The sequence below is a fragment of the Pseudonocardia sp. genome (assembly GCF_050246655.1).
Classification (GTDB): Bacteria; Actinomycetota; Actinomycetes; order Mycobacteriales; family Pseudonocardiaceae; genus Pseudonocardia.
On record NZ_JBFWVQ010000088.1, the window covers coordinates 1 to 25632 of the forward strand.

A 25632-nucleotide genomic window follows, 5' to 3' on the forward strand; every position below is an offset into this window, starting at 1 on the left:
TACCTGAACGAGCGGCCGCTGCTGCCCAACGTCTCCACCTACCGCTGCTGGCTCGACGACGAGCGCGCCTTCACCGTCGACCACCTCGACGAGCTGGTGCTCAAGCCGGTGGAGGGCTCCGGCGGCTACGGCATCGTCTTCGGCCCGAACGCCTCGGCACGCCAGCTGGCTGCGGCCCGCAAGGCGATCAGGAGCGATCCGCGCGGCTGGATCGCCCAGCCGGTGGTGCAGCTGTCGACGGTGCCGACCAAGGTCGGCGACCGGCTCGCGCCGCGCCACGTCGACCTGCGCCCGTTCGCGGTCAACGACGGGGAGGGCGTGTACGTGCTGCCCGGCGGGCTCACCCGGGTGGCGCTCCCGCTCGGGAGCCTGGTGGTGAACTCCAGCCAGGGCGGGGGCAGCAAGGACACCTGGGTGCTGGCCGCCGGCCGCGACGGCGCGGAGCGGGAGCTGGGCGGGCCGGGGCTCGCGGCGTCCGTCCCGGCGACGGGCCCCGCCGCGGTGCACGGCCCCGAGCTCACCTACGGCCAGCAGCAACAGCAGCAACAGCAGGCGGGGGGAGTGGGGTAGATGCTCGCCCGCAACGCGGAGGCGCTGTACTGGATCGGTCGCTACGTGGAGCGCGCCGACGACACCGCCCGGATCCTCGACGTGTCGGTCCACGAGCTTCTGGAGGACGCCACCGTCCCGGCCGACGGCGCGGCCCGGCGGCTGCTCGGCGTGCTCGGCGTCGTCCCGGGCACGGACGAGCCGCTGGACGCGTGGTCGCTCACCGAGCTGGTCGGCTACTCGGCGGAGCAGTCCGCGTCGATCGTCGCGTCGGTCTCGTCGGCGCGGGAGAACGCCCGGGGTGCGCGCGAGGTGGTGTCGGCGGAGATGTGGGAGTGCCTCAACGCCACCTGGAACGCGTTGCCCGAGCGGCAGCGCTACGCCCGCTGGGTGGGCCCGCACGCGTTCTTCAGCTACGTCGAGGACCGGGCGGCCATGCTCAACGGCCTCGCGGCGTCGACCATGAGCCGCGACGACACCTGGCGGTTCTACCTGCTCGGACGCTCCGTCGAACGGGTCGACATGATCGTGCGGTTGCTGCTGTTCCGGGCGTCGGACCGACTGTCGTCGCCTGCGTGGCTCACCGTGCTGCGCTGTGCGGGCGCCCAGGACACCTACCTGCGGACCTACCGCGGCGCGCTCGACGCCCCGCGCGTCGTCCAGTTCCTGCTGATGGACAAGCTCTTCCCGCGCTCGGTGTTCCACGCGCTGCGCCAGGCGGAGTCGTGCCTCGGCGACCTGCAGCAGCGCCCGGCCGCCCGGGTCGGTCAGCAGGCGGAGGCGCTGCGGCTGCTCGGGCGGGCCCGCAGCGAGCTGGAGTTCCTGCATCCCGACGAGCTCCTGGACGACCTTCCGGCGCTGCTCCAGGGCCTTCAGGACTGCATCCGCGAGGTCGGCGAGGCGGTCTCGCACCAGTTCTTCCACACCTCGCCGTACGTGGCGTGGACCCCGGAGGTGACATCGTGAGCGAGCTTGCGAGCTCACCATCGGACACAGCAGCGCCGCGAACGCGGCCGACGAGCGAAAGCGAGGAGGGCTCGTGAGCTGGCGGATCCGCATCGTGCACGCCACGGGCTACCGCTACGACGCACCGGTGCGCGAGTCCTACAACGAGCTGCGGCTCACCCCGCGCAGCGACGGGCGGCAGAACGTCATCGTCAGCCGCATCGAGACCACGCCGTCGAGCAGGCTCTACCGCTACGACGACTACTGGGGGACCGCGGTCACCGCGTTCGACCTGCACGCCCCGCACCGCGAGCTCGCCGTCGTCGCGACATCGGTGGTGGAGACCTCGGACCCGCCGTCCGTGGTCCGCACGGCGACGTGGGCGGAGCTGGACGGCGAGGCGGTGCGGGACCGCCAGACCGAGATGCTCGAGTTCACCACCTACGTGCCGCGGGAGCCCGCGCTCGAGAGGATCGCCCGCGGCTTCCGGCGGCGGGCCGATCCGGCCGACGCGGTCCTCGCCGCGTGCCGGTGGGTGCGCGAGCACCTCGCCTACCGGCCCGGCTCGACCGGCGTGCACACCTCGGCCGTCGAGGCGTGGCAGGCGGGCGAGGGCGTCTGCCAGGACTTCGTGCACCTCACGCTGGTGCTGCTGCGCTCGGTGGGCATCCCCTGCCGCTACGTGTCGGGCTACCTGCTGCCGCGCGGCGACACCCAGGTGCGCCAGACCGTCCAGGGCCAGAGCCACGCGTGGGTGGAGGCGTGGACGGGCGGCTGGTGGGCCTACGACCCCACCAACGACGTCGAGGTGGGCCAGCAGCACGTCCAGGTCGCGTGGGGCCGCGACTACGCCGACGTCGCCCCCATGCGTGGGGTGTACACCGGCGGCCGCGGCACCGCGCTGGAGGTCCGGGTGGACATGACGCGGCTGGCGTGAGCGTCACCCGGGCAGGCGCCCGTCAGGCCTCCTCGACGGAGAAGTTGATCAAGCCACCGTCGACCTGCGTGACGGTCACCTTCAGCGGGATGTTGTTGCCCGCCGCGGCGACGGCACACGTCTGCGTGGCACCCATCGTGGGCTGGAGGGCGCCGTCGCAGGTGAGGCTGTCGACGGGCACCCCGAGCTGCGGCTCGACGAGCTCCTGGACCTTCTTCGCCAGCAGGTCCTGCGACACCGGACGGGCCTCGGTCGCGACGTTGTAGTTGACCGTCGAGCCCTCCACCGACGTGACGGTGACGACCGCACCGATCGGCTGCCCGTCGGACGTGGTGGTCTCGCAGGTGATCGTGGCGCCGACCTCACCCGCCAGGTCGCCGGGGCAGGTCACCGGGCCGATGCCGGGGATCTGCTGGGAGAGGGTGGCGGCGACGTTCGTCTCGAGGTCGCCCTGGGAGACGCTGACGGAGCAGGCCGTCGCGCCCAGCGCCACCCCTGCCGCGACGGCGACCGTTGCCATCGTCCTGACCATGCGTGACATCGCGACCACCAACGCTCCCGTTCGCTCCCCGCCGGTCCTGCCGCCGGCAGCGGTGATCCTCTGGCACCCCCGGGGCCCCGTCATACGCCCGGACCGGTGAACCCTGGTCACGTCTGCGTCACGACGTACGGTGTGCGGGCGCCGGACCCGCGTCCCCGCCGTGCCTGCGGGAGGCCGATAGCGTCCGGGACGTGCTCGACCTGCTCACCACCCCGCTGCCGTGGCCCGGGTTCGGCGGGGTCACGCCGGCGGCGCTGGCGACGCTGCTGCTCGCGGCGGCGGCCGCGGGCCTCGTCGACGCGATCGTCGGCGGTGGCGGGCTGATCCTGATCCCGACGCTGCTGCTGTTCCTCCCGGGCGGCGAGGCGATCTACTCGGTGGCGACCAACAAGCTCGCCGCGATCGTCGGGACGGCATCGGCCGCCGTCGCGTACGCCCGGCGCGTCGAGATCGACCGCGGCCAGACGGCGGCGATGGCGGTGGCGGCGTTCGCGGGCTCGATCGGCGGGGCGCTGCTCGCCGCGTCGCTGCCGTCACGGGTGCTCACGGCGGTGGTGCTCGTCGCGCTGGTCGCCGTCGGCCTGTACACGTGGCGGCGGCCCGCCCTGGGGCTGGTGCACGCGCCGCGGTTCGGCCGGGGCGCGCAGCTCGCCGTCCTGCTCGCCGGGGGAGTGGCGATCGGGTTCTACGACGGCCTCGCGGGGCCGGGCACCGGGTCCTTCCTCGTGTTCCTGCTGGTGGGGCTCGTCGGGTTCGCGTTCCTCGGCGCGTCCGCCTCGGCGAAGATCGTCAACACGGCGACCAACGCCGGGGCGCTCGCCTTCTTCCTGCCCGCCGGGGTGGTCCTGGTCGGGCTGGGGGCGGTGCTCGCCGTCGCGAACGTGGCGGGCAGCGTGCTGGGCGCGCGGGTGGCCGTCGCGCGGGGCTCGGCGTTCGTCCGGCGGGTGTTCCTCGGCGTCGTCTCGGTGCTGATCGTGACGCTGGCCGTGCGGCTGGTCGTGTCCTGACCTGCGGCGTCGGCGCCGGCCGGGTACGGCGTCAGTCCGGAAGGCCCGCCCGGTCCACCTTGCGGTGGTAGCGCTCGCCGAGCATCCCGCCGAGCACCGCGGCCACGAGCGTCGCGGCGGCGGCCACGCCGAGCACGACCCAGCCGCTCAGCTGCTGCGCGGTGAGCGTCGCGTCGCCGGGCAGGGTGAACCGGGTGTTCCCGGTGGCCGTGACGAGCGCGACGACGGCGGTGGCGAGCAGGCCGATCACCCAGGCCAGCAGGCCGTTGCGGGCGCCGTCGAAGCGGGCGAGGCGGCCCGCGACGTAGCCGCCTGCGAGGTAGCCGAGGGCGAGCACCGCGACGGCGACGACCGCGGCGCCGGACAGGCCGGGCACCGGCGTCGTCGACTCCGGCAGCACCTGCGGGGGCGCGCCGACTCCGTCGACGACGGTCGCGGTGATGCCGGTGAGGATGACCGAGAGCCCGACGGCGACCAGCCAGCCGAAGAAGGCCGCCCCCAGCTTCGTGCCGCCGCGCCGCTCGCGGGCGCGGCCGCGAGCGTCAGCGAGCAGTCGCCTGCTCTCCCGGGTGTCGAGCGGGACGGTCTGCGGCGAGGCGGGCGTGTCGTCTCCGACGCCGGGGACGGGCTGCCCGTTGACCTGGGCCATGGGGACGGATAACCGGAAACGGGGGGAGGCAAACCCGCCGCCCCGTCGGATGATCCGCGTCTGCGGGCGGTACCGGCCACGGATGGCCGCCCTGCACCGCAACACGCGGATCACCGACCGTCACCGGGAAACGCGCTGGTCGGCCCCAGGAAGCGTGGGTAATCTCACACGAGTGGCTGCCGACGGGGAGGGCATCGACCTCCCGGGTCGTCGGCGTGAGCTCTCCGAACTGCTCGCCGCACTCGCCTCGGGATCCGCGCGCACCGTGCTCGTCGGCGGCGACGCCGGGGTCGGGAAGACGCGACTGGTCGAGGAGCTGTCGGAGAGGGCGCGGCGCCGCGACGTCACGGTCATCACCGGTCACGCCGTCGACATCGAGGCGGCGCCGCCGTTCTGGCCCGTCATCTGCGCGATCCGCGCGGCGGCGCGCGCGGATCCGCACGGCGACGTCCGGGATCTGCTGAGCGGGTGGATCGACCGGCTCCCCCCGATGGACGGCGCCGACGCCGCGGCTACGCGTCCTGCCGTTCGCCTTCTCGACATGCTGCACCGGCTCGTCGTCGACCTCGCCGCCCTGCGCCGGCTGCTGCTGGTGATCGAGGACCTGCATTGGGCGGACCGCGCGACTCGCGACCTCGTCGCCTACCTCGTCGCCAACCTCGGGCCCGAGCCGGTCATGATCGTCACGACCTACCGGGGCGAGCGCCGCGGCAGCACCCCGGACTTCTACGTCGCCCTGGCCGAGCTCCGGCGCCACCGCAACGTCTCCGGGCTGGAGCTGCAGCCCCTGCCCCGGCGCGTGCTGGCCGACCTGGTCCGCGGCTGGGCACCCGGGCGTCCGGACCTGGAGCCGCTGGTGTGGGGACGCTCGGCCGGCAACGCGTTCATCGCGGAGGAGACCGTCCGCGCGGTCCTCGGCGGGGACGCCCGCGGCCTGCCCGCCTCGTTGCGGGAGATCGTCCTGAGCCGGGTCGCCCTGCTCTCGCCGCCCGCTCGGCAGGTGGTCCGGGTCGTTGCGGCGGGTGTCGGGCCGCTGCCGCACCGGTTGCTCGCGGAGGTCCTCGACCAGCAGCCCGCGACCATGCTCGGCGCGGTCCGGGAGGCCGTCGCCGAAGGCGTCGTCCGTACCGACGAGCACGGCGACGGCTACCAGCTGCGCCACGGGCTCATGACGGACGTCGTCATCGCGGACCTCCTTCCGGGGGAGCGCGTCGACCTGAACCACCGCTACGCCCTCGCCCTGACCCGGCTCGGGGACCCGACGACGCCGGGTTGGGCCGCCCAGCTCGCACACCACTGGCACGAGGCGGGGCAGCCACGGCCGGCGCTGGTCGCCACGGTGGCCGCGGCGCGGGCCGCCGAGCGAATGCACGCGCACACCGAGGCCTGCCGGCACTGGCTGAGCGCGGCCGAGCTGGTGCCGCAGGCGCGCGACGACACGGTCGACGTGGCGCGTCGAGACTGCGTGGACCACGCGGCGCGGGCCGCCGAGCTGGCCGGCGACCACGAACGCGCTATCGAGCTGATCGACGAGCTGCTCGCCGACCAGTACACCGGGTGCGGGATGTCGTCGGCGCTGCTGACGGCGCGCAAGGCGAGCGCGCTCGCGGCGGCCGGCCGGGTCCACGACGCCCGGGAGGCCTACCGCGCGGCGGCGGCATCGCTGCCGGACTCGGGGAGGGACGCCGAGCGCGCCCGCGTGCTGTCCGGCTACGGCGCAGCCCTGCTGCACGCCATGGACTTCGCCGCCGCCCGGGCGACGGCGCTGGAGGCGCTGTCCCTCGCCCGGCAGGCAGGCGCACGCACCGTGGAAGCGCGGGTCTTGGCCGTCCTCGGCTTCAGCCTCGCCTATCTCGAGGACGTGTCCGCCGGGTCCGCTGCGATCGCGGAGGCGATAGCGGTCGCGGAGCGGACCGGCGAGCCGGAGGCCGTCGGCGAGGCACACCTCCGCCGCGCCGAGCTCCTCGCGGGCCCGCTGAACGAGCTGGTCGAGGGGATCGAACGGGCCCGCGAGAGCCTCGAGCAGGTGCGATCGCTGGGGCTGTCACGCACGGCCGGTGTCGCGCTGCTGACCTACGCCGCCAACGCCCTGTTCCGGCTCGGTCGCTGGGACGAGGCGGGCGGGGCGGTGGCCGAGGCCTGGGCGCTCGCCCCGACCGGTGGCGCGGCGCTGGAGGTGCGGCTGGCCCGCAGCAGACTGGATCTCGCTCTCGGTCGGCTGGACGCGGCAGCCGACGACCTCGAAGCGGTGACGCTCCTCGCCCGGTCCACCGCCGGTCCGCGGCACACGATCCCCCTGCTCGTGCTCCGCGCGGCCCTCGAACTGTGGCGCCACCGACCAGAGGTGGCGTTGCAGCACGTCGAGGAGGGGCTGACGGTCGCCGAGTCCGGTGTCGACGACATCTGGTCGGTCGCACCGCTGATCTGGCACGGCACGCGCGCCTGGGCGGACGTCGTGGCGCGGGGCCTGCCGGCTCCCGCCCCACCGCGGACCGAGCGCCTGGGCCGCCACTGCGCCGAGCTCGCCCGCCGCGGGACGCGGACGGTGCCCGCTGTACGTGGCGTCGTGGAGACCTTCAGCCTGATGTGTGCCGCGGAGAGCGCCCGGGCCCGCGACGAGCCCGACCCGGCGGCGTGGGAACAGCTGACGGCGCTGTGGGACCGGCACAGCCAGCCCTACCCCGCGGCCTACGCTCGGTTCCGATTTGCGGAGGCTCTGCTCAGCAGGCGTTCCCGCACCGCGGCCGCGGGGGATGCCCTGCGGCGGGCCGCCCGCACCGCCCGCCGGCTCGGCGCGCAACCGCTGCTGACCGAGGTTGCCGACCTCGCCAGGCGGGCCCGGATCCCGCTCGACGAGCCGGCCGCGCAGGAGGGCGCGGTTCCCGCAGCGGAGGCGGTGAGGCAGAGCGTGGTCGACGCGCTCACCCCACGCGAGCTGGAGGTCCTCGTCGAGCTGGCCAACGGGTTGACCAACCGCGAGATCGGCGACCGGCTCTACATCAGCCAGAAGACCGTCGGCATCCATGTCAGCCGGATCTTCGCGAAGATCGGCGTGCACAGCCGGGTTCAGGCGAGCGCCGTCCTGTACCGCTCCCGCGCCGATCCCGGGTGATCCTCCGCTTCGTACTCCAGCAGCCGCCGCAGTCGGAGGAGGGCGCGGGCGCGCGTCGGTCCGATGCTGCCGACCGGGATCCCCGTCGATCGCGAGAGCTCCGCGTAGGAGCCGGCGTCGTCCCCGAAGAGGGCACGCACGAGCTGCGCCGAGCGAACCGGCAGGGACGCCACCAGCGCCCGCAGCCGTCGCGCGGTGTCCGCGTCGACCACCCCCTGCTCCACGTCGCATGTCCCGTCGACACACCAGCGGCCGTCCCCGTCGGGCAGCTGGTCGATGCGGCGGTCGTCGCGGAGGATGCGCAGGCACTCGCGCCGTGCCGTGGTCCGTAACCACCCCTGCATCGCCTCGGGCTCCCGGATCCGGTGGCCGTACTCGAGCATCAGCAACCACGTCTGCTGAGCTGCGTCCCGCGCGTCGGCCTCCTGCAGGCGGCAACTCCTGATCGAGGCCGCGACGGCCGGTTCGTACCGGCGCACGAGGTGCTCCCAGGCGTCGCGATCCCCCTGCCCCGCGCGCTGCAGCAGCTCGGTGGTCGTCGGTGGTGTCGGTGGCGTCGCCTCGGCAGATGTCATGGCGCTCTCCTCGCTCCCGGCGATTGCGGGGAGAGGCCAGCGTTCTCGACGGAGCGCCTCGCCGACGTCTGGCGAACCACCTACCGAACCGCCCCGGCACGCCCTATTTCGGCGAACGCGACCCACCGCGCCGGGTCGGCGGGGAGGTGCTCAGCGGAAGGGGTTCCCGACCGCGGTGACCGGGACGCTGCCCGCCTCCTCCAGCCGGATGCCGGTATAGCTCGTCGAGCCGCCGAGCAGGCGCCAGCCGGCCGTGAACAGCCGCTCCGGATACCACAGCGCCTGCTGCCACAGCGAAGGCCCGGCAAGCAGCTGGGCCAGCTTGTGTGACTCCCAGTTCAGCTTCGCGACGACCACGGACTCGCCGCCGCGCCCCGCGTCGAGTGCGGCGGCGAAGGCGAGGGCGTCCCCCCAGACACGCTCGCGGTAGTACTTCAGCTCCAGAGCGCTGACCCGCTCGTCCAGCGACCCGAGGAGGCGGTCGATCGTCGCGATCCCGGGGCCGTAGTCGCGGGCGAGGACGGCCTGGATGTAGGGCAGCGACCGGACGAGCAGGTTGTTGACCTGGTCGTGGTCGAACCTGCGGGCCATGAGCGCCGAGCGGTTCCCCAGGTCACCGTACTCGATCATGTTGTCGGCGATGGCGTGGGCCAGGTCGTAGTTGATGTGGGCGTTGATCCCGAGGAGGGCGTTCTGCACCACCGTCGACTCCCCGGACTCGGCGGCCTTGTTGGCGATCGTCCACGCCTGCGCCTCCCCGGGGTCGCGACCGGACAAGTCGAGAGACTCGAAGTACAGGCTGCAGAACCGCCCCGAGAGGCGGGCGATCCAGTCGCGGTCCAGGAAGACCGCCTTCCCCTCGTACGCCCCGAGTCCCCGGATGGCCGCCTCGACCTCGCGGGTCATGATGTAGTACAGCCGCAGGAAGATGGCGCGCTTGTCGTTGCGCTCGTGGAAGATCTCCAGCGTCTCCCGCATCGCCTTGAGCGCGTCGCCGATGTCGTGTGGTTGGTTCCTGGCGAGCGTCGCCACGTCCATCCGGTTCTCCCCTCCTCGGGCACCGACCGGGAGGCGGCCTGAGGAACCCCTCGATCCTCAGACCACCTCCACGTCATACCTCGCCACGGCGCGGGTGCGCGAGGCCCGCCGCCGCACGACGTCTCCGCCCTTTCGGCGTGGTCCTCGGCGCCCGGCGCACCGGCGTGACCTGGTCGAGAACGCCGCCGCCGGATCGGCACGGCGGAGGCGTCCTGCTACGACGAAGGAGGCGCGGCGACCCCCGGGTGATACGCGTAGCGCGGCAACGGGGTCCGATTGCGCCGGACGGCGCAGCCGATCCGGCGTGGAGGCGAGCCGAGTCCCGCCGCGAAGAGGCGCCGATCGGAGGTTCCGCTGCACAGTTGGCGCGCAGTGGTATCTGAGCCGCCCGCAATCCCCTCCCTACCCCCGGCAGAGGCTCGCCGCGGTACGGGCGCCCTCTGCCCGGACGAGGCGCCGCGGGGCGACCTCGTACGGAGGACCGACCGGGGGGAGCGGCGATGCCGAACGAGCCGACCGACAGGAACCGAGAACGCGACTCGTCGACCGGGGGAGGTACGGACGTGCCCGACGGCCGTCCGCCCGTCGGCGGCACGACAACGATCAGACCGGAACGGGAGCTGATCGTCGTGGCCGAAGTCTCGGCGAGGCTGACCGCGACCGCGACCGGGCTGGAGGCACCCGGGGCGCAGTCGGCAGCAGACGAGTTGTCCGCCGTGCTCGCTGCCGAGGACGTGATCCTGGAACCCCTCTTCCTGCCGAACGAGGAGGCGCACCGCGCCCGCGCCTACGCCGCGGCGTCGCCCGAGCAGGCCCGGATCGAGATGGACCTGGCGAGCTTCTACCGGGTACGGGCCGAGGACGGGCGCCTGGACGACCTGGCCGCCCGGCTGAGAGAGGCACCGCTCGTCGCGGCCGCGTACGTGAAGCCGCCCACCGAGCCCGCCACGCTGACGATCGAGGACACCCGCGACGAGCTGCGGCGCGAATCGCCGTCCGCGACCCCCGACTTCACAGTGCGCCAGGGCTACCTCGGCCCGGCGCCGGGCGGGGTCGAGGCGATCTGGGCCGCCGCCCAACCGGGCGGTCGTGGGGACGGGGTCGGTGTCGTCGACGTCGAGGGCGAGTGGCGCTTCACCCACGAGGACCTGGCACACAACGCCGGCGGGCTCCTGGCCGGGGCGCCGGCGAACGACCTGGGCTGGCGAAACCACGGAACCGCCGTGATCGGCGAGATCGGCGGGGACGAGAACGACTTCGGAGTGCTCGGGATCGCGCCCGGCGCCGTGGTCCGGGGCGCGTCCATCTTCGGCGGCACCGGCAGCGCCGGGGCGATCGTGGCAGCTGCGAACGCGTTGAACGCCGGCGACGTCATCCTGCTGGAGCTCCACCGCGCCGGTCCCCGGTTCGACTTCGAGCCGCGAAGCGACCAGCGGGGGTACATCGCGATCGAGTGGTGGCCGGACGACCTGGCCGCGGTGCGCTACGCCGTCGGAAGGGGAGTCGTCGTCGTTGGCGCTGCTGGCAACGGCGCCGAGGACCTGGACGACGCGATCTACGGCGCCGTGCCCGCCGGTTTCCCGGCGGACTGGCGCAACCCGTTCGATCCGGCGAACCCCGGGTCCGGAGCCGTGATCGTCGGCGCGGGTGCGCCACCACCCGGCACGCACGGAGCGAACCACGGCCCCGACCGGTCCCGGCTCGGCTTCTCGAACTTCGGCGCCCGGCTCGACGCCCAGGGCTGGGGCCGCGAGGTGACCACTACGGGCTACGGCGACCTCCAGGGCGGCGCGGACGAGGACTCCTGGTACACGGATCGGTTCAGCGGCACCTCGTCCGCGTCGCCCATCGTCGTCGGCGCCGTCGCGGCCCTCCAGGGCATGCAGGAGGCGGCCGGGCGACCCCGACTGACACCGGCTCGGGCGGTCGAAGTGCTGCGGGCGACAGGGTCGCCACAACAGGATGGGCCGAACGGTCCCGCGAGCCAGCGCATCGGCAACCGGCCAGACCTGCGAGCTGCCGCCCAGTACCTCGTGCCGGCAGCCACGAACGCGGGTGTCGCGACCCTGTACTGGGCGGAGCTGGTGCCGATCCCGGCGGGCTCGCCTCGGCTCTGGCTCTTCGTGGACGGCGGGTGGCGCCGTCTCGACTCACCGTCCGACCTGGTGACGCGACAGGCGCAGGGCGCCTTCCTCGGAGCCGATTCCGTCGTCCGGGCCTGGTACCAGGGCGACCTGATCGTCGGCCTGGTCGTGTCCGGCAGCTGATCCATCCCACCACCGAACCGAAGAGAACCCACTAGGAGGAACACATGTCCATCAGCACCGCACCCGACCGCACCGGCAACGGGGCACCGGGCGCCACGACCGTGAGCACCAGCCCCATGACCGCCGACGCCGGGCGGATGGCCACACCTGACGCCCTCGCCGCCGTCACGTCGGCCGTCGCCACCCAGTACTACGCCGAGCTGGTACCGATCCCGGCCGCCTCGCCTCGGCTGTGGCTCTTCGCGGACAACGCATGGCGGGCCCTCAGCGGCGCGTCCGCCCTGCAGTTCGAGATCGTTCAGCAGGCCTTCCTCGGATCCGGCAGCGCGGTAACGGTCTGGTACGACGGTTCCGTCGTCGTCGGCCTCGTGGTCTCGGGCAATTGACGGTCGTCGTCCAACTGGCCGGGCACGAGGGCGCCCATGCGGCGATCTCCGCGGCGGGCGTCCTGGGCATCCGTCTGACCCCGATGCACCCCGGGGTCGGAGATCCAGGACTGGCCACCTGGTTCGTCGCCGTCGCCGACAGCGCCGATAGCGCCGACAGCGCCGATAGCGCCGACGAGGAGGCGACCGCGGCCGCCCTGCGCGGCGTGCCCGGGGTCTCGGCGGCCTACGTCCGGCCGGACGCCGAGATGCCCTGACCGTCGCCCGCCCCGGAGCCGTCCGGGGCGGGCTACCGGTCGCTGTGCGTGACGCGCAGCCCGTACACGACGACCTCGCCCACGGCGCCACGCTCGTCGCCGCGCCTCTCGTTGGACTGGACGTAGCTGCCGGCCTTGAAGTACCAGCCGGTGCCGCTGGTGTCGATCGTGGTGCGCCACCGGCCGTCGTGGGCGACGCGCACCGTCCCGCCGCCGGCGACGATCGCGAGGTCGAAGCGGGCGCCGAGCCGGTAGTCGGGGTCGAGGACCGCCTTGCGGCGGCCGTCGTCCCACTGCACCGACAGCTCGCGGCCCTCCAGCCGGACCTGCAGGACGTCGTCCTCGCCGTCGTGGACCTGTGCGGCGACGACGTGCGGCTTGCGCGGCGGCACCTCGGTGATCGCGGCACGCAGCAGCAGGGTGTGCTCGCCGCGCGTGTTGGACCAGGACGCCTTCTGCGCGCCGCGCATCTCCCGCAGCTCGCTGCGTGGGTAGGACGAGTTCCTCGTCGTGACGCCGTCGATGTCCGCGGTGAACGCGACGCCGTCGCGGCGCTCGGTGAGCCGGAAGTGCTCGTCGGTGTAGGAGTGCAGGCGCGGCTGGAGGACCTCGGTGGGCCGGCCGGACTCGCCGGTGGGCAGGGTGAGCTTCCACGCGGAGAGGTCGATGAGATCGGCAGGGACACGCGGGGGCGGGTTCCCCGGGACCGGCGGCGCGGCGAACGCGGGCGATCCTGTGAGCAGCACGACGACCACGACCGCCGCCACCAGCGCCGTCCCCCGCATCGCGCTCCCCTCCCGATCTTCGCGGCGGGACGATAACCACGAGTGACCGGCTACGGGACGCGTACGAGCCACGTCCACCCGACCGGGGTGAGCGACATCATCCGGACGTGGTGCGTCCGTCACCGCGCCGGGCGGTCTCGGGCGGGCTTCCCGCAGCACCGCAACGGCCCGCGCGGGCGACGTCGCGTGATCCGCCCGACGCAGCGCGACGTGCCCCCGCGGCGGCATGGGACCATGGGAGGACCCGCACCTGGAATGGACACCAGAACTTGAGCTCGTTCGCCGACCGGACCTTCACGCCGCCCGCGCAGATCCGCAACTTCTGCATCATCGCCCACATCGACCACGGCAAGTCGACGCTGGCCGACCGGATGCTGCAGCTCACGGGTGTCGTCGACGAGCGCCTGATGCGTGCGCAGTACCTCGACCGCATGGACATCGAGCGCGAGCGCGGCATCACCATCAAGGCGCAGAACGTGCGGCTGCCGTGGAAGGTGGGCGCGCAGGAGCACGTCCTGCACCTGATCGACACCCCCGGCCACGTGGACTTCACCTACGAGGTGTCGCGCGCGCTGGAGGCCTGCGAAGGTGCGGTGCTGCTGGTGGACGCGGCGCAGGGGATCGAGGCGCAGACGCTCGCGAACCTCTACCTCGCGCTGGAGAAGGACCTCACGATCATCCCGGTCCTCAACAAGATCGACCTCCCGGCCGCCGACCCGGAGCGCTACGCCGCCGAGCTCGCGCACGTCATCGGCTGCGAGCCCGACGAGGTGCTGCGGGTGAGCGCGAAGACCGGCATCGGCGTGTCCGAGCTGCTGGACGAGGTGGTGCGGAAGGTGCCGGCGCCCGTCGGCGACCCGGACGCCCCCGCCCGGGCGATGATCTTCGACTCGGTCTACGACACCTACCGGGGCGTCGTCACCTACATCCGCGTCGTCGACGGCAAGATCATGCCCCGCGAGCGGATCCGGATGATGTCCACCGGCGCCACGCACGAGCTGCTGGAGGTCGGCATCGTCTCCCCGGAGCCGAAGCCGTCCGCGGGCCTGGGTGTCGGCGAGGTCGGCTACCTCATCACCGGGGTGAAGGACGTCCGCCAGTCCAAGGTCGGCGACACCGTCACCTGGCAGCGCCACGGCGCCACCACCCCGCTCACGGGCTACCGCGAGCCGCGCCCGATGGTCTACTCCGGGCTCTACCCGGTCGACGGCTCGCAGTACCCGGAGCTGCGCGAGGCCCTGGACAAGCTGCAGCTCAACGACGCCGCGCTCAGCTACGAGCCGGAGACGTCCGCGGCGCTCGGCTTCGGGTTCCGCTGCGGCTTCCTCGGGCTGCTGCACCTGGAGATCACCCGGGACCGGCTGGAGCGCGAGGCGGGGCTGGACCTCATCTCCACCGCGCCGAACGTCGTCTACCGGGTGCTGCTCGACTCCGCGGATCGGGATGGGGGCACCGAGATCACGGTGACGAACCCGTCGGACTGGCCGACGGGCAAGGTCGCCGAGGTGCACGAGCCCGTCGTGAAGGTGACGATCCTCGCGCCGAGCGAGTTCATCGGCACGATCATGGAGCTGTGCCAGAGCCGCCGCGGGCAGCTCGCCGGCATGGACTACCTGTCCGAGACGCGCGTCGAGCTTCGCTACACGATGCCCCTCGCGGAGATCATCTTCGACTTCTTCGACGCCCTCAAGTCGCGCACCCGCGGCTACGCCTCGCTGGACTACGAGGAGGCGGGGGAGCAGGTCGCGGACCTCGTGAAGGTCGACATCCTGCTGCAGGGCGAGCCGGTGGACGCGTTCTCCGCGATCCGGCACAAGGACCAGGCCTACACCTACGGCACGACGATGGCGACGAAGCTGCGCGAGCTGATCCCGCGCCAGCAGTTCGAGGTGCCGATCCAGGCGGCGATCGGGTCGCGGATCATCGCGCGGGAGACGATCCGCGCGATCCGCAAGGACGTGCTCGCCAAGTGCTACGGCGGCGACATCACCCGCAAGCGCAAGCTGCTGGAGAAGCAGAAGGAGGGCAAGAAGCGGATGAAGACCATCGGGCGGGTGGAGGTCCCGCAGGAGGCCTTCGTCGCGGCGCTGTCCACCGAGTCGGCGGTGGACAAGAAGAAGTAGCCGCCCGGCTCGGGGGGTGGTGCCGTCGAGAACGACGTTAGGCAGTCCCAGACGCCTTGTTGATCAGCACAACGTCGTTCTCGACGGTGGCTCGGTGACCACGGTGACCACGGTGGCGGCGCACCTTCGCGAGGTTGCCGCAGCGCTGCATCGAGCACCACCGGCGCGTCCCCGGGCGGGAGGCGTCGACGAACAGCAGGCCGCAGTCCACGGCGCTGCAGGTCCGGATGCGGCGGGCGAGCGGTCCGGTGAACAGGTCGACGGCGTCGCGGGCCAGCGTCGAGAGCGCCGCGGCGACGGGGGAGCCGCCGGCGGGGGCGTGCCGGTCGAGGCGGTCCGGGGTGGTCGGGTCCGGCCCGAGCTGCCAGCGCGGCACCAGCGGGGGGCGGGCGGCCGCGTCGTTGACCACGGCGGCGTCCGCCGGCCGCGGCGGCTCCCCGGCGGCGAGGCCGCGCGCGACGCGGCCGATCGCGTTGCGCAGCGCCTTCGCGGGCGCGAGATCGACGTCCGTGGCGGGGAGGTCGGCGGGCAGGTCCAGGACGACGGCGACCCAGCGTCCCACGTCCTCGCCGGCGTGCAGGATCTCCCAGGTCGCGTGCTCGCCCTCGCCGCCGGTGTGGGTGAAGTCCAGGCAGGGCCTGCCGGTGCGGAAGCGACGGCGCTCCCCGGGGGTCAGCTCGTCGATTCGTGGCACGACAGACAGCCTACCGCGCGGAAACCGGTTTGAACGGTTACGATTCGTCCATGAGCGCACCCACCTACCTGAACCCGCCCGCGCTGCACTCCAGCCCGGCGTTCAGCCAGGTCGTCCGCGTGCCCGCGGGGCACGACACGATCTACGTCGGCGGCCAGAACGGCGTCGACGCCGAGGGCAGGCTCGTCGGACCGGACCTCGCCAACCAGACGCGACGGGCGATGGAGAACCTCCGCACCTGCCTGGAGGCCGCCGGCGCCGGGCTCGCCGACGTCGTGCACTGGCGGATCTTCGCCGTCGAGGGGGTGTCGGTCCAGGAGGGCTACGCCGCCGCGATGGAGCTGATCCCGCAGGACGTGCCGCCGCCCGCGATCACCGTCGCGTTCGTCTCGGCGCTCGGCGTGCCGGGCACGCTCGTCGAGATCGAGGCCGTCGCGGCGGTGCCGCCCACGGGGTGAACGGGTCCCCGGCCCGGCGCGCGCGGTCCGACACCGACGGCGGTTCCGGAACCGTCGGTGGGCGCTGCCACGATGGGCAGGTGAGTACGACCACCCCGCCGTCGATCCAGTCGATCCCGCAGCGCATCGCCGACGAGCTCGACGTCCGCGCCCACCAGGTCTCGTCCGCCGTGGAGCTGCTCGACGGCGGCGCCACCGTCCCGTTCGTGGCCCGCTACCGCAAGGAGGCCACCGGCGGCCTCGACGACGCCCAGCTGCGCACGCTGGAGGAACGGCTGCGCTACCTGCGCGAGCTGGAGGACCGGCGGGCCGTGGTGCTCGCGGAGATCGAGAAGCAGGGCAAGCTCACCGACGAGCTGCGGGCCCGCATCGAGGCCGCGGACTCCAAGGCGCGGCTGGAGGACGTCTACCTGCCCTACAAGCCCAAGCGCCGCACCAAGGCGACGATCGCCCGCGAGGCCGGGCTGGAGCCGCTGGCGGACACGCTGCTCGCCGACCCGTCGCAGGATCCGGAGGCCGCGGCGGCCGGGTACGTGACCGAGCAGGTGGCGGACGTCGCAGCTGCGCTGGAGGGGGCGCGGGCGATCCTCGTCGAGCGGTTCGCCGAGGACGCGGACCTCATCGGCGGGCTGCGCGAGCGGATGTGGCAGCGCGGGCGGCTGGTCAGCCGGGTCCGCGAGGGCAAGGAGGCGGCCGGCGCGAAGTTCGCGGACTACTTCGAGTTCTCCGAGCCCTACACCAGGCTTCCCTCGCACCGGATCCTCGCGGTGTTCCGCGGGGAGACCGAGGAGATCCTCGACGTCACGCTGGAGCCCAACGACACCGGCGACGCCGTCGCGGAGGAGCGGGCGATCGCCGCCGCTTTCGGCATCGCCGACCGCGGACGGCCCGCCGATGCCTGGCTGGCGTCGGTGGTGCGCTTCGCCTGGCGCACCCGGATCCTGCTGCACCTGGGCATCGACGTGCGGGTGCGGCTGCGGACGGTCGCCGAGGAGGCCGCGATCGGGGTGTTCGCGGCGAACCTGCGCGACCTGCTCCTCGCCGCGCCCGCCGGCTCGCGCGCCACGATGGGCCTGGACCCGGGCCTGCGCACCGGGGTGAAGGTGGCGGTGGTGGACGCCACCGGCAAGGTCGTCGCCACCGACACGATCTACCCCCACGAGCCGCGCCGGGACTGGGACGGGGCGCTCGCGACGCTCGCCCGGCTGGCCGCGGCGCACACCGTCGAGCTGGTGGCGATCGGCAACGGGACGGCGTCCCGGGAGACCGACAAGCTCGCAGGCGAGCTGGTCGCCGCGATGCCCGGCCTGACGAAGGTCATGGTCTCCGAGGCGGGTGCGTCGGTGTACTCGGCGTCGGCCTACGCCTCGGCCGAGCTGCCGGAGCTCGACGTCTCGCTGCGCGGGGCCGTGTCGATCGCGCGGCGGCTGCAGGACCCGCTCGCCGAGCTGGTGAAGATCGACCCGAAGTCGATCGGCGTCGGCCAGTACCAGCACGACATCGCCGAGGGGGCGCTCGCCCGCTCGCTCGACGCGGTCGTCGAGGACTGCGTGAACGCCGTCGGCGTCGACCTCAACACAGCGTCAGTGCCGCTGCTGCGACGGGTGTCCGGGGTGAGCGAGAGCCTGGCCGCGCAGATCGTCGTCCACCGCGATACGCACGGCCCGTTCCGGTCGCGCACCGCGCTGCTGGACGTCCCGCGGCTGGGCCCGAAGGCGTTCGAGCAGTGCGCGGGCTTCCTGCGCATCCGCGGCGGTGACGACCCGCTCGACGTCTCCGGCGTGCACCCCGAGTCCTACCCGGTCGTGCGGAGGATGGTGACGCGCGCCGGCGGCGACCTCGCCACCCTGCTCGGCAACGCCGCAGCGGTGCGCACGCTGAAGCCGGCCGAGTTCGTCGACGACCGGTTCGGGCTGCCGACGGTCACCGACATCCTCACCGAGCTGGAGAAGCCCGGCCGCGACCCGCGCCCGGCGTTCCGCACCGCGAGCTTCGCCGAGGGCGTGCAGAAGATCGCCGACCTGAAGCCCGGCATGGTCCTGGAGGGCGTGGTCACGAACGTGGCGGCGTTCGGCGCGTTCGTCGACGTCGGCGTGCACCAGGACGGGCTGGTGCACGTCTCGGCCATGTCGACGAAGTTCGTGTCCGACCCGCGCGAGGTCGTGAAGTCCGGCGACGTCGTGCGGGTCAAGGTGCTCGACGTCGACGAGGCCCGCAAGCGGATCTCGCTCACCCTGCGGCTGGACGACGAGCCGGGTGCGGGGCGCGGCGGGCGCCGTCCCGAGGGGCGTGGCGAGGGCCAGGGCGAGCGGGACGGCCGGGGCGGCCGGGGTGGCAAGGGCGGCCAGGGCCGCGATGGCAAGGGTGGCCGGGGCGGCCGGGCCGGGGGCAGGGGTGGCGGCTCCGGTGGGTCCGGTGGCTCTGGTGCGTCCGGCGGCCCGGCGAACAACGCGATGGCGGACGCGCTGCGGCGGGCGGGCCTGGCGAAGTAGGTCCGGCGGGGGGTCGGCGAGTGTGCACCCGGTCAGCCGCGGACCTGACGGAGTGCACTCTCGGTGGGCGAGGGGCACAACGCCACCTGATGACATGCGCAACTCGCGGTCGGGAGGCGATGTGATCGGCCGCGCGTCGCCCGCCCGGCCTGATGTGGGAGGATGGAATACACGCGGGGTCGTCCGGGTTGCGGCCCGATAGCCCCGCCGGAGGATCGAGACCGCATCGCCAGGGCAGCAGTCGTGCCGACCGGCTCCGCGGGCTCGCCCCGCGGGAGCCCTCCCGCCGCAGGACCGGTGGCACCCGGCCGCCCGGTCACCCCGATGCGAAAGACGACGTTGACCTCGATCGAGCACGATCCCGCCCTGCCCACGTTCGCCGACCTTCCCCTCCGCTCCGAGCTGCGCGACACCGTCGCCGAGCTCGGCTACACCACCCCGAGCCCCATCCAGACCGAGGCGATCGGCCCGCTCGTCGAAGGCCGCGATCTCCTCGGGCAGGCCGCCACCGGCACCGGCAAGACGGCCGCGTTCGCGCTGCCGATGCTGGAGCGCTTCGCCGAGCTGCGCGGCACGCGCACGGCGGACGCCGGGCCGTTCGGGCTGGTCCTGGTACCCACGCGTGAGCTGGCGCTGCAGGTGTCGGAGGCCATCACCCGGTACGCGAACCGCCTCGGCGCCCGCGTCCTCACCGTGTACGGCGGCGCGCCCGTCGGCCCCCAGTGGTCGGCCCTGCGCCGTGGCGTGGACGTGGTGGTCGCCACCCCCGGCCGCGCCATCGATCTCACGAACCGTGGTGCGCTGCGCCTCGGCGACCTCGAGACCGTCGTCCTGGACGAGGCCGACGAGATGCTCGACATGGGCTTCGTCGAGGACATCGAGACGATCCTCGACGCCACCCCGGACACCCGCCAGGCCGTCCTGTTCTCCGCGACGATGCCGCGCCGGATCGAGGCGCTCGCGCAGAAGTACCTGCGCGAGCCGGTCACGGTCCGGATCCGCCGCGAGGAGGTCGCCGAGGGCGAGGCCCCGCGCGTCCGCCAGACCGCCTACCTGGTGCCGCGCTCGCACACCACCGCCGCGCTCGGACGCGTCCTGGAGGCCGAGCGGCCGCAGGCGGCGATCGTCTTCTGCCGCACCCGGCTCGACGTCGACGCCGTCACCGAGACGCTGACCGCCCGCGGTCTGCGTGCCGAGGCGCTGCACGGCGGCATGGACCAGGAGCACCGCACGCGCGTGGTCGAGCGGCTGCGCAGCGGGCGCACCGAGCTGCTCGTCGCCACGGACGTCGCCGCGCGCGGGCTCGACATCGACCTGCTCACCCACGTCGTCAACCACGACGTCCCGCAGTCGCCCGAGGCGTACGTCCACCGCATCGGCCGGGTCGGCCGAGCGGGGCGCGAGGGCGTGGCGATCACGCTCGTGCCGCCGTCGAAGGTGCACGCCCTGCGGGGGGTGGAGCGGCTGACGGGCCAGCCCGTCGAGATCGCGCCGGTGCCGACGGCCGCGGACCTGAGGGCGGCGCGGCTGGCGCGCGCTGGCGAGACTCTCGCCGCGCAGCTGGCCGAGGGCGCCACCGAGGACGGCGTCGAGGCGCTGGTCAGGCAGCTGGCCGGCGAGTACGGGCTGATGGAGATCGCGGCCGCCGCGATCCGGATGGCGCAGGTCGCCGCGGGCACGCCGGACGACGGCGAGGACATCCCGGTGGTGCACGCGCCGCGCTCGTCGGGACGTGACCGTCGGGACGGGGGTCCGCGTGGACGCGGCGGTGCCGCCGGCACCCGTCCGCCGAAGGCCGGCACGACGCGGCTCTTCGTCAACGCCGGCCGGGCCAGCGGCGTGCGTCCGCAGGACATCGTCGGGGCGCTCGCGAACGAGTCGCACCTGTCGGGCCGCGACATCGGGGCCATCCAGATCCACGAGCGGCACGCGCTCGTGGAGATCCCCGAGGACGCCGCGGACGAGGTGCTGCGGGCACTGCGTGGCTCCACGACGCTGAAGGGCCGGCGGGCGAACGTCCGACGGGACCGCGGGTTCGCCGGTGCGGGTGCCGGCCGGGGGCGCCGGGACTGACGTCGTCGCCCGGGCCGATCCGGCTCCGCCCGCGGGTCTGGGGGCACGGTCTCGTCGGCTTGCCGGTGGCGTCCGGCTGACTCGGTGCCGTCCGGCTGACCCGGTGCCGTCCGGCTGACCCGGTGCCGCCGGAGGCGGGCGCGGGCACGGCCGCACGGCGGCCGTCCGGTGCGCGGCCGGTCGCACCCCATGCGGTGCGCGGTCGGTCGCATGTTCATGCGGCGCCGGCCGGTGGCGCCCCGTGCGGCGTGCCGGGCGGGTCGCACAGGGGTTGTGGTGCTCGCACACAGTGCTGGCGGTGTGTGCGAGCGCCTCGGGGTGTGTGTGGGGCGTTGAGCATGTGTTCGAGCGCGCGGGTCGGTGGGTCGGGTCCGGTCGCCGTCCATCCGGTGCGCGGCGGGTCGCACCCCATGCGGCGCGCGGCCGGTCGCGGTCCATGCGGCGTCGGCCGGTGGCACCCCGTGCGGCGTGCCGGGCGGGTCGCACAGGGGTTGTGGTGCTCGCACATGGTGCCGGCGGTGTGTGCGAGCGCCTCGGGGTGTGTGTGGGGCGTTGAGCGTGTGTTCGAGCGCGCGGGTCGGTGGGTTCGGTCGCCGGCTCCTGGAGGGAGCGGCTCGGGCCCGCCACTGCCGGGGCCGCACCGCCTGCGCCGCCATCCACGGCACCGGCCATCCACGGCCCAGCCGCCCGAGGACGGCGCCGGGCGCGCAGCACCGGCCGCGCCCGCACCACCCGCCCCGCCCGCCGCCGCTCCGCCGCCCGAGGACCGCGCCGGCCACGCAGCTCCGGCAATGCAGCCCCGGCCGCCCGGCACTGGCCGTCCGCGCCGGGGAGGGGAAGGCTCCGGGTATGACGCAACCCGCCACGTCCGATCTCAAGCCCCGCAGCCGCGACGTCACCGACGGCCTGGAGCGTGCCGCCGCCCGCGGCATGCTCCGCGCCGTCGGCATGCGTGACGAGGACTTCGCGAAGCCGCAGATCGGCGTCGCGTCGTCGTGGAACGAGATCACCCCGTGCAACCTGTCGCTGCAGCGGCTCGCCCAGGCCGCGAAGGAGGGGGTGCACGCGGCGGGCGGGTTCCCGATGGAGTTCGGCACGATCTCCGTCTCGGACGGGATCTCGATGGGGCACATCGGGATGCACTGGTCGCTGGTGTCGCGGGAGATCATCGCGGACTCCGTCGAGACCGTCGTCCAGGCCGAGCGGCTCGACGGCACCGTGCTGCTCGCCGGCTGCGACAAGAGCCTGCCCGGCATGCTGATGGCGGCCGCGCGGCTGGACCTGGCGGCGGTGTTCGTCTACGCCGGGTCGATCCTGCCCGGCCACCTCGGCGACCGGGAGGTGAACATCGCGGACGCGTTCGAGGCCGTCGGCGCGTGCGCTCGGGGGCTCATCGACCGCGCCGAGGTCGACGCCATCGAGCGCGCCATCTGCCCAGGTGAAGGGGCCTGCGGCGGCATGTACACGGCCAACACGATGGCGAGCGCGGCGGAGGCGCTGGGCATGGCACTGCCCGGCTCGGCGAGCCCGCCCGCCGTGGACCGCCGCCGCGACGGCATCGCCCGCGACTCGGGCACGGCCGTCATCGGCATGATCGCGAACGGCGTCACGGCCCGGCAGATCCTCACCCGCGAGGCCTTCGAGAACGCGATCGCCGTCGTCATGGCGTTCGGCGGCTCCACCAACGCTGTCCTGCACCTCCTGGCCATCGCCCACGAGGCCGGAGTGGCGCTGGAGCTGGACGACTTCAACCGCATCGGCGATCGCGTCCCCCACCTCGCGGACGTGAAGCCGTTCGGCGCGCACGTGATGAGCACGGTGGACCGGGTCGGCGGCGTGCCCGTCGTCATGAAGGCGCTGCTCGATGCCGGCCTGATGCACGGCGACGTCCCCACCGTCACCGGGCGCACCGTCGCGGAGAACCTCGCCGAGATCGAACCGCCGGATCTCGACGGCGTCGTCCTCCGCACGCTCGACAAGCCCATTCATCCCACCGGCGGGATCACGATCCTGCGCGGCTCGCTCGCTCCCGACGGCGCCGTCGTCAAGAGCGCCGGTTTCGATGGGGCCCGCTTCGAGGGCACGGCGCGCGTGTTCGACGGCGAGGCGGGCGCGATGGCAGCCGTGCCCGACCTGCAACCCGGCGACGTCGTCGTGATCCGCTACGAGGGACCGCGAGGCGGCCCGGGGATGCGCGAGATGCTCGCGGTCACCGGCGCGATCAAGGGCGCGGGCCTGGGCAAGGACGTCCTGCTCGTCACCGACGGCCGGTTCTCCGGGGCGACCACCGGCCTGTGCGTCGGGCACGTCGCACCCGAGGCGACCGACGGCGGGCCGATCGCGCTGGTCCGCGACGGCGACCCGATCGTCCTGGACATGGAGACCCGCACGCTCGACCTGGCCGTCGACGACGAGGAGCTGACGAGGCGGCGGGGCGCGCTGGTGCCGCCCCCGCCGACGCTGCGCACCGGCGTGCTGGGGAAGTACGCCCGGCTGGTCGGGTCGGCCGCGCAGGGCGCCGTCTGTTCCTGACAGGCTGGGGGCATGACGATCACTTCCGAACCGGTCGTGCAGGGCGGTACGACGCTCGTCCCCGTCCAGCGGCCCGACGGCAGCCACCTCGGGGCCTACAGCATCACGTCGGACGGCCGGGTGCAGTGGCACCCGGCCGTCGATGTCAACCGGATCGTCGCGGGCGGCCAGCTGGCCGTCGTCGCGATCGTGGCCGTCAGCCTGCTCGGCTCGGCGGTGATCGCGTGGGTGTCGCGGCGCTGATCAGGCCACCCGGCGCATGGTCCTGATCACCAGCTCGCCGTCGAGGAGCTCGGGGAGCAGCGGCAGCAGCTTCTGGATGTGCGGGGTGCCCAGGTGCGCGTCGAGGTGGGTCTGGCTCGTCCAGTTCTCGTAGAACGCGAACTCGGCCGGGTCGGTGGTGCCGCGGTGCAGCGCATAGGTGTGGCAGCCGTCCTCGGCGAGCGTGGGCTCGACGAGGGCCGCCAGCGCGGCCTGCAGCTCGTCCTCCTTGCCCGGCTTCGCACGCATCGTGGCGACGACGGTGAGCAGCTCGCGGTCGGAGTCGGTGGGGATGGACATCGATGTCTCCTCCGTACGGTCGGGACTCGATCTCACCATGCCCGTAGGGTGCGAGCGTGAGCCAGGATCCGGCCGACCTCCCCGCCGACTGGGCGGCATGGCGGGACCGTCTCGACATGGATGCCTATGACGAGCGCTGGGCACGGCTGGCGGCCGCCGGGGTCGATCCGCACGGCGAGGTGGCGTTCGTGCAGGCCTACGCGCCGTCGTCGGTGCTCGACGCCGGGTGCGGGACGGGGCGGGTCGCGATCGAGCTGGCCCGCCGCGGCGTCGAGGTCGTCGGCGTGGACACGGACCCCGACATGATCGCGGCCGCGCGGGCCAAGGAGCCGGGCCTGCCGTGGGTGCGGTGCGACCTCGTCGACCTCACGCTGCCGGGGCTCTTCGACGTCGTCCTGCTCGCGGGCAACGTGGTGCCGTACGTGACCGCCGACCGGCGGGCCGAGGCGGTGCTCGGGTGCGCCCGCCACCTGGAGCCGGACGGGCGGCTGGTGGCCGGGTTCGCGCTGCGGCCGGGGTGGCCGGACCTCGCCGCGTACGACGCGTGGTGTGCCGCTGCCGGGCTGGAGCTGCGGGAGCGCTGGGCGACGTGGGGGCGGGAGCCGTACGCGGGTGGGGACTACGCGGTGTCGGTGCACGTGATCGGGGGCTGACCTCCCACCCGCGAGTTGCGCCTCTCATCGGTGCGAGTTGCCGGTTTCATCGGCGCGAGTGCTGCTTTCACCGGGCGGCGCTGCACGTCCCCGGCCGCGAGTTGCGCCTCTCGTCGACGCGAGTTGCCGGTTTCATCGGGCGGCGCTGCACGTCCCGTCAGGCGCGCGCGGCCACCGCGGCATCCAGCGCCGAGCGCATCGCGGCCACCGGCCCGGGACGCCCCGTCATCAGCTCCACCTGCGCGACTGCCTGGTGCAGCAGCACCTCCAGCCCGCTGACGACCCGCGCCCCGTTCGCGGCGGCCGCCGCCGCGAAGGGCGTCGGCCACGGTGCGTAGACGACATCGAGGACCGTCGCTCCCGGTATCACCCGCGCTCCCAGGTGGTCCGCGGCGCGGCCCGGCAGCGTCGAGATGACGACGTCGGCGGCCGGCAGTGCGGGTGTGTCGGCGGCGAGGAGGGGCTCGACGTCCGGGTCGATCCCCAGGCGCTCGGCCGCGGCCCGCAGCTCGCCTGCCCGGGCGACCGAGCGGACCGCCACCGTCACGTCCGAGATCCCGAGCTCCCGCAGCGCCGCGAGCGCCGCCTGCGCGGTCCCGCCCGCCCCGAGGACGAGCGCCGTCCCGCCGGTGCCCGGTCCCAGCGCCGCGACGATGCCCGCGACGTCGGTGTTGTCGGCGAACCGGCCCCCCGGCCGAAGGACGAGCGTGTTGGCCGCGCCCGTCGCGGCGGCGAGCGGCGAGACCTCGTCCGCGACCTCCAGCGCCACCCGCTTGAGCGGCATCGTCAGCGACAGCCCCGCCCACTCGGGGCCGAGGCCGTCCACGAAGCCCGGCAGGCCTGACTCGTCGCACTCGTGCATGCCGTATTCCCAGCCGTCCAGGCCGAGCTCGGCGTACGCGGCACGGTGCAGGACGGGGGAGAGCGAGTGCGCGATGGGGGAGCCGAGGACGGCGGCGCGGCGGGGCGAGGTCGGCGCGGTCACGGCGCCCAGCATG

General features: G+C 73.9%; 23 protein-coding genes. 15 read left to right on the top strand and 8 right to left on the bottom strand.

Features of this window, described 5'->3' with window-relative positions:
- From AB7J25_RS22755 to AB7J25_RS22765, 3 genes are all read left to right on the top strand, one after another.
- Positions 1-570: circularly permuted type 2 ATP-grasp protein (locus tag AB7J25_RS22755; protein ID WP_428511912.1), on the top strand; the 570-nt coding region annotated here is incomplete at its 5' end.
- Entirely contained in the window at positions 571-1515 is a 945-nt protein-coding gene (locus tag AB7J25_RS22760) for an alpha-E domain-containing protein (protein WP_428511914.1), read from the top strand.
- 73 nt (positions 1516-1588) lie between these two features.
- Entirely contained in the window at positions 1589-2431 is an 843-nt protein-coding gene (locus tag AB7J25_RS22765; protein WP_428511916.1) for a transglutaminase family protein, read from the top strand.
- A gap of 22 nt (positions 2432-2453) precedes the next feature.
- Here the strand turns inward: AB7J25_RS22765 and AB7J25_RS22770 are convergent, their stop codons facing one another.
- Entirely contained in the window at positions 2454-2951 is a 498-nt protein-coding gene (locus AB7J25_RS22770) for a DUF4333 domain-containing protein (RefSeq protein ID WP_428511918.1), read from the bottom strand.
- 212 nt (positions 2952-3163) lie between these two features.
- Between AB7J25_RS22770 and AB7J25_RS22775 the strand changes: the two genes are divergently transcribed.
- Entirely contained in the window at positions 3164-3979 is an 816-nt protein-coding gene (locus AB7J25_RS22775; protein ID WP_428511920.1) for a TSUP family transporter, read from the top strand.
- A gap of 31 nt (positions 3980-4010) precedes the next feature.
- Here the strand turns inward: AB7J25_RS22775 and AB7J25_RS22780 are convergent, their stop codons facing one another.
- Positions 4011-4628, bottom strand: coding sequence for a hypothetical protein (locus tag AB7J25_RS22780; protein ID WP_428511922.1), 618 nt, complete (start codon positions 4626-4628; stop codon positions 4011-4013).
- A gap of 172 nt (positions 4629-4800) precedes the next feature.
- Between AB7J25_RS22780 and AB7J25_RS22785 the strand changes: the two genes are divergently transcribed.
- Positions 4801-7740 (top strand): helix-turn-helix transcriptional regulator, encoded by a 2940-nt coding sequence (locus AB7J25_RS22785; protein ID WP_428511923.1) that lies wholly within the window; start codon positions 4801-4803, stop codon positions 7738-7740.
- On the opposite strand, the gene AB7J25_RS22790 is transcribed toward AB7J25_RS22785, so the two are convergent.
- Both AB7J25_RS22790 and AB7J25_RS22795 read right to left on the bottom strand, forming a co-directional pair.
- Complete coding sequence (locus AB7J25_RS22790; RefSeq protein WP_428511925.1) at positions 7695-8315, bottom strand: RNA polymerase sigma factor; 621 nt, start codon at positions 8313-8315, stop codon at positions 7695-7697. The genes AB7J25_RS22785 and AB7J25_RS22790 overlap by 46 nt on opposite strands.
- A 150-nt stretch (positions 8316-8465) precedes the next feature.
- Entirely contained in the window at positions 8466-9353 is an 888-nt protein-coding gene (locus AB7J25_RS22795; RefSeq protein WP_428511927.1) for a DUF5995 family protein, read from the bottom strand.
- 563 nt (positions 9354-9916) lie between these two features.
- Here AB7J25_RS22795 and AB7J25_RS22800 point away from each other — a divergent pair.
- From AB7J25_RS22800 to AB7J25_RS22810, 3 genes are read left to right on the top strand one after another with little or no spacing between them, the layout of a single operon-like run.
- Positions 9917-11620, top strand: coding sequence for a S8 family serine peptidase (locus AB7J25_RS22800; protein ID WP_428511929.1), 1704 nt, complete (start codon positions 9917-9919; stop codon positions 11618-11620).
- Positions 11621-11664: 44 nt separating this feature from the next.
- Positions 11665-12006, top strand: coding sequence for a hypothetical protein (locus AB7J25_RS22805; protein ID WP_428511931.1), 342 nt, complete (start codon positions 11665-11667; stop codon positions 12004-12006).
- Positions 12003-12263: a hypothetical protein gene (locus AB7J25_RS22810; RefSeq protein WP_428511933.1), complete on the top strand. Its 261-nt coding sequence runs from the start codon at positions 12003-12005 to the stop codon at positions 12261-12263. Before AB7J25_RS22805 ends, AB7J25_RS22810 begins: the two co-directional genes overlap by 4 nt.
- Positions 12264-12295: 32 nt before the next feature.
- On the opposite strand, the gene AB7J25_RS22815 is transcribed toward AB7J25_RS22810, so the two are convergent.
- Entirely contained in the window at positions 12296-13048 is a 753-nt protein-coding gene (locus tag AB7J25_RS22815; RefSeq protein WP_428511935.1) for a polysaccharide lyase family 7 protein, read from the bottom strand.
- A gap of 269 nt (positions 13049-13317) precedes the next feature.
- Between AB7J25_RS22815 and lepA the strand changes: the two genes are divergently transcribed.
- Positions 13318-15171 (top strand): translation elongation factor 4, encoded by a 1854-nt coding sequence (lepA, locus tag AB7J25_RS22820; protein WP_428511937.1) that lies wholly within the window; start codon positions 13318-13320, stop codon positions 15169-15171.
- Positions 15172-15208: 37 nt separating this feature from the next.
- On the opposite strand, the gene AB7J25_RS22825 is transcribed toward lepA, so the two are convergent.
- A complete protein-coding gene (locus tag AB7J25_RS22825) occupies positions 15209-15865 on the bottom strand; it encodes a CGNR zinc finger domain-containing protein (protein ID WP_428511939.1) in 657 nt (218 codons plus the stop codon).
- A 50-nt stretch (positions 15866-15915) separates the two neighbouring features.
- Between AB7J25_RS22825 and AB7J25_RS22830 the strand changes: the two genes are divergently transcribed.
- From AB7J25_RS22830 to AB7J25_RS22850, 5 genes are all read left to right on the top strand, one after another.
- Positions 15916-16323 carry a RidA family protein gene (locus tag AB7J25_RS22830; protein ID WP_428511941.1) on the top strand — a complete coding sequence of 136 codons (408 nt, stop codon included), beginning with the start codon at positions 15916-15918 and terminating at the stop codon, positions 16321-16323.
- 80 nt (positions 16324-16403) lie between these two features.
- The gene (locus tag AB7J25_RS22835) at positions 16404-18815 is read left to right on the top strand and encodes a Tex family protein (protein WP_428511943.1); all 2412 of its coding nucleotides are present in this window, start codon (positions 16404-16406) and stop codon (positions 18813-18815) included.
- A 324-nt stretch (positions 18816-19139) separates the two neighbouring features.
- A complete protein-coding gene (locus AB7J25_RS22840; RefSeq protein ID WP_428511945.1) occupies positions 19140-20888 on the top strand; it encodes a DEAD/DEAH box helicase in 1749 nt (582 codons plus the stop codon).
- Positions 20889-21737: 849 nt separating this feature from the next.
- Positions 21738-23420: a dihydroxy-acid dehydratase gene (gene ilvD, locus AB7J25_RS22845; protein WP_428511947.1), complete on the top strand. Its 1683-nt coding sequence runs from the start codon at positions 21738-21740 to the stop codon at positions 23418-23420.
- Between the two features lie 12 nt (positions 23421-23432).
- Positions 23433-23663 carry a hypothetical protein gene (locus tag AB7J25_RS22850; protein WP_428511949.1) on the top strand — a complete coding sequence of 77 codons (231 nt, stop codon included), beginning with the start codon at positions 23433-23435 and terminating at the stop codon, positions 23661-23663.
- Here AB7J25_RS22850 and AB7J25_RS22855 read toward each other — a convergent pair whose 3' ends face one another.
- Complete coding sequence (locus tag AB7J25_RS22855; protein ID WP_428511951.1) at positions 23664-23981, bottom strand: putative quinol monooxygenase; 318 nt, start codon at positions 23979-23981, stop codon at positions 23664-23666.
- Between the two features lie 56 nt (positions 23982-24037).
- Here AB7J25_RS22855 and AB7J25_RS22860 point away from each other — a divergent pair, with 56 nt between their 5' ends.
- Positions 24038-24634, top strand: a complete 597-nt coding sequence (locus AB7J25_RS22860) for a class I SAM-dependent methyltransferase (RefSeq protein WP_428511953.1) — start codon at positions 24038-24040, stop codon at positions 24632-24634.
- Between the two features lie 157 nt (positions 24635-24791).
- Here the strand turns inward: AB7J25_RS22860 and AB7J25_RS22865 are convergent, their stop codons facing one another.
- On the bottom strand, positions 24792-25631 hold the full coding sequence (locus AB7J25_RS22865) for a shikimate dehydrogenase (protein WP_428511955.1): 840 nt from the start codon (positions 25629-25631) through the stop codon (positions 24792-24794).
- Between the last annotated feature and the right edge of the window lies 1 nt (position 25632).

What these genes read in the sequence shown, in the direction of transcription:
- AB7J25_RS22790 (WP_428511925.1), bottom strand. Translation starts at nt 8,315, where the DNA reads ATGACATCTGCCGAGGCGACGCCACCGACACCACCGACGACCACCGAG.
- AB7J25_RS22780 (WP_428511922.1), bottom strand. Translation starts at nt 4,628, where the DNA reads ATGGCCCAGGTCAACGGGCAGCCCGTCCCCGGCGTCGGAGACGACACG.
- AB7J25_RS22770 (WP_428511918.1), bottom strand. Translation starts at nt 2,951, where the DNA reads ATGGCAACGGTCGCCGTCGCGGCAGGGGTGGCGCTGGGCGCGACGGCC.
- AB7J25_RS22815 (WP_428511935.1), bottom strand. Translation starts at nt 13,048, where the DNA reads ATGCGGGGGACGGCGCTGGTGGCGGCGGTCGTGGTCGTCGTGCTGCTC.
- AB7J25_RS22795 (WP_428511927.1), bottom strand. Translation starts at nt 9,353, where the DNA reads ATGGACGTGGCGACGCTCGCCAGGAACCAACCACACGACATCGGCGAC.
- AB7J25_RS22855 (WP_428511951.1), bottom strand. Translation starts at nt 23,981, where the DNA reads ATGTCCATCCCCACCGACTCCGACCGCGAGCTGCTCACCGTCGTCGCC.
- AB7J25_RS22760 (WP_428511914.1), top strand. Translation starts at nt 571, where the DNA reads ATGCTCGCCCGCAACGCGGAGGCGCTGTACTGGATCGGTCGCTACGTG.
- AB7J25_RS22830 (WP_428511941.1), top strand. Translation starts at nt 15,916, where the DNA reads ATGAGCGCACCCACCTACCTGAACCCGCCCGCGCTGCACTCCAGCCCG.
- AB7J25_RS22850 (WP_428511949.1), top strand. Translation starts at nt 23,433, where the DNA reads ATGACGATCACTTCCGAACCGGTCGTGCAGGGCGGTACGACGCTCGTC.
- AB7J25_RS22865 (WP_428511955.1), bottom strand. Translation starts at nt 25,631, where the DNA reads ATGCTGGGCGCCGTGACCGCGCCGACCTCGCCCCGCCGCGCCGCCGTC.
- ilvD (WP_428511947.1), top strand. Translation starts at nt 21,738, where the DNA reads ATGACGCAACCCGCCACGTCCGATCTCAAGCCCCGCAGCCGCGACGTC.
- AB7J25_RS22805 (WP_428511931.1), top strand. Translation starts at nt 11,665, where the DNA reads ATGTCCATCAGCACCGCACCCGACCGCACCGGCAACGGGGCACCGGGC.
- AB7J25_RS22840 (WP_428511945.1), top strand. Translation starts at nt 19,140, where the DNA reads ATGCGAAAGACGACGTTGACCTCGATCGAGCACGATCCCGCCCTGCCC.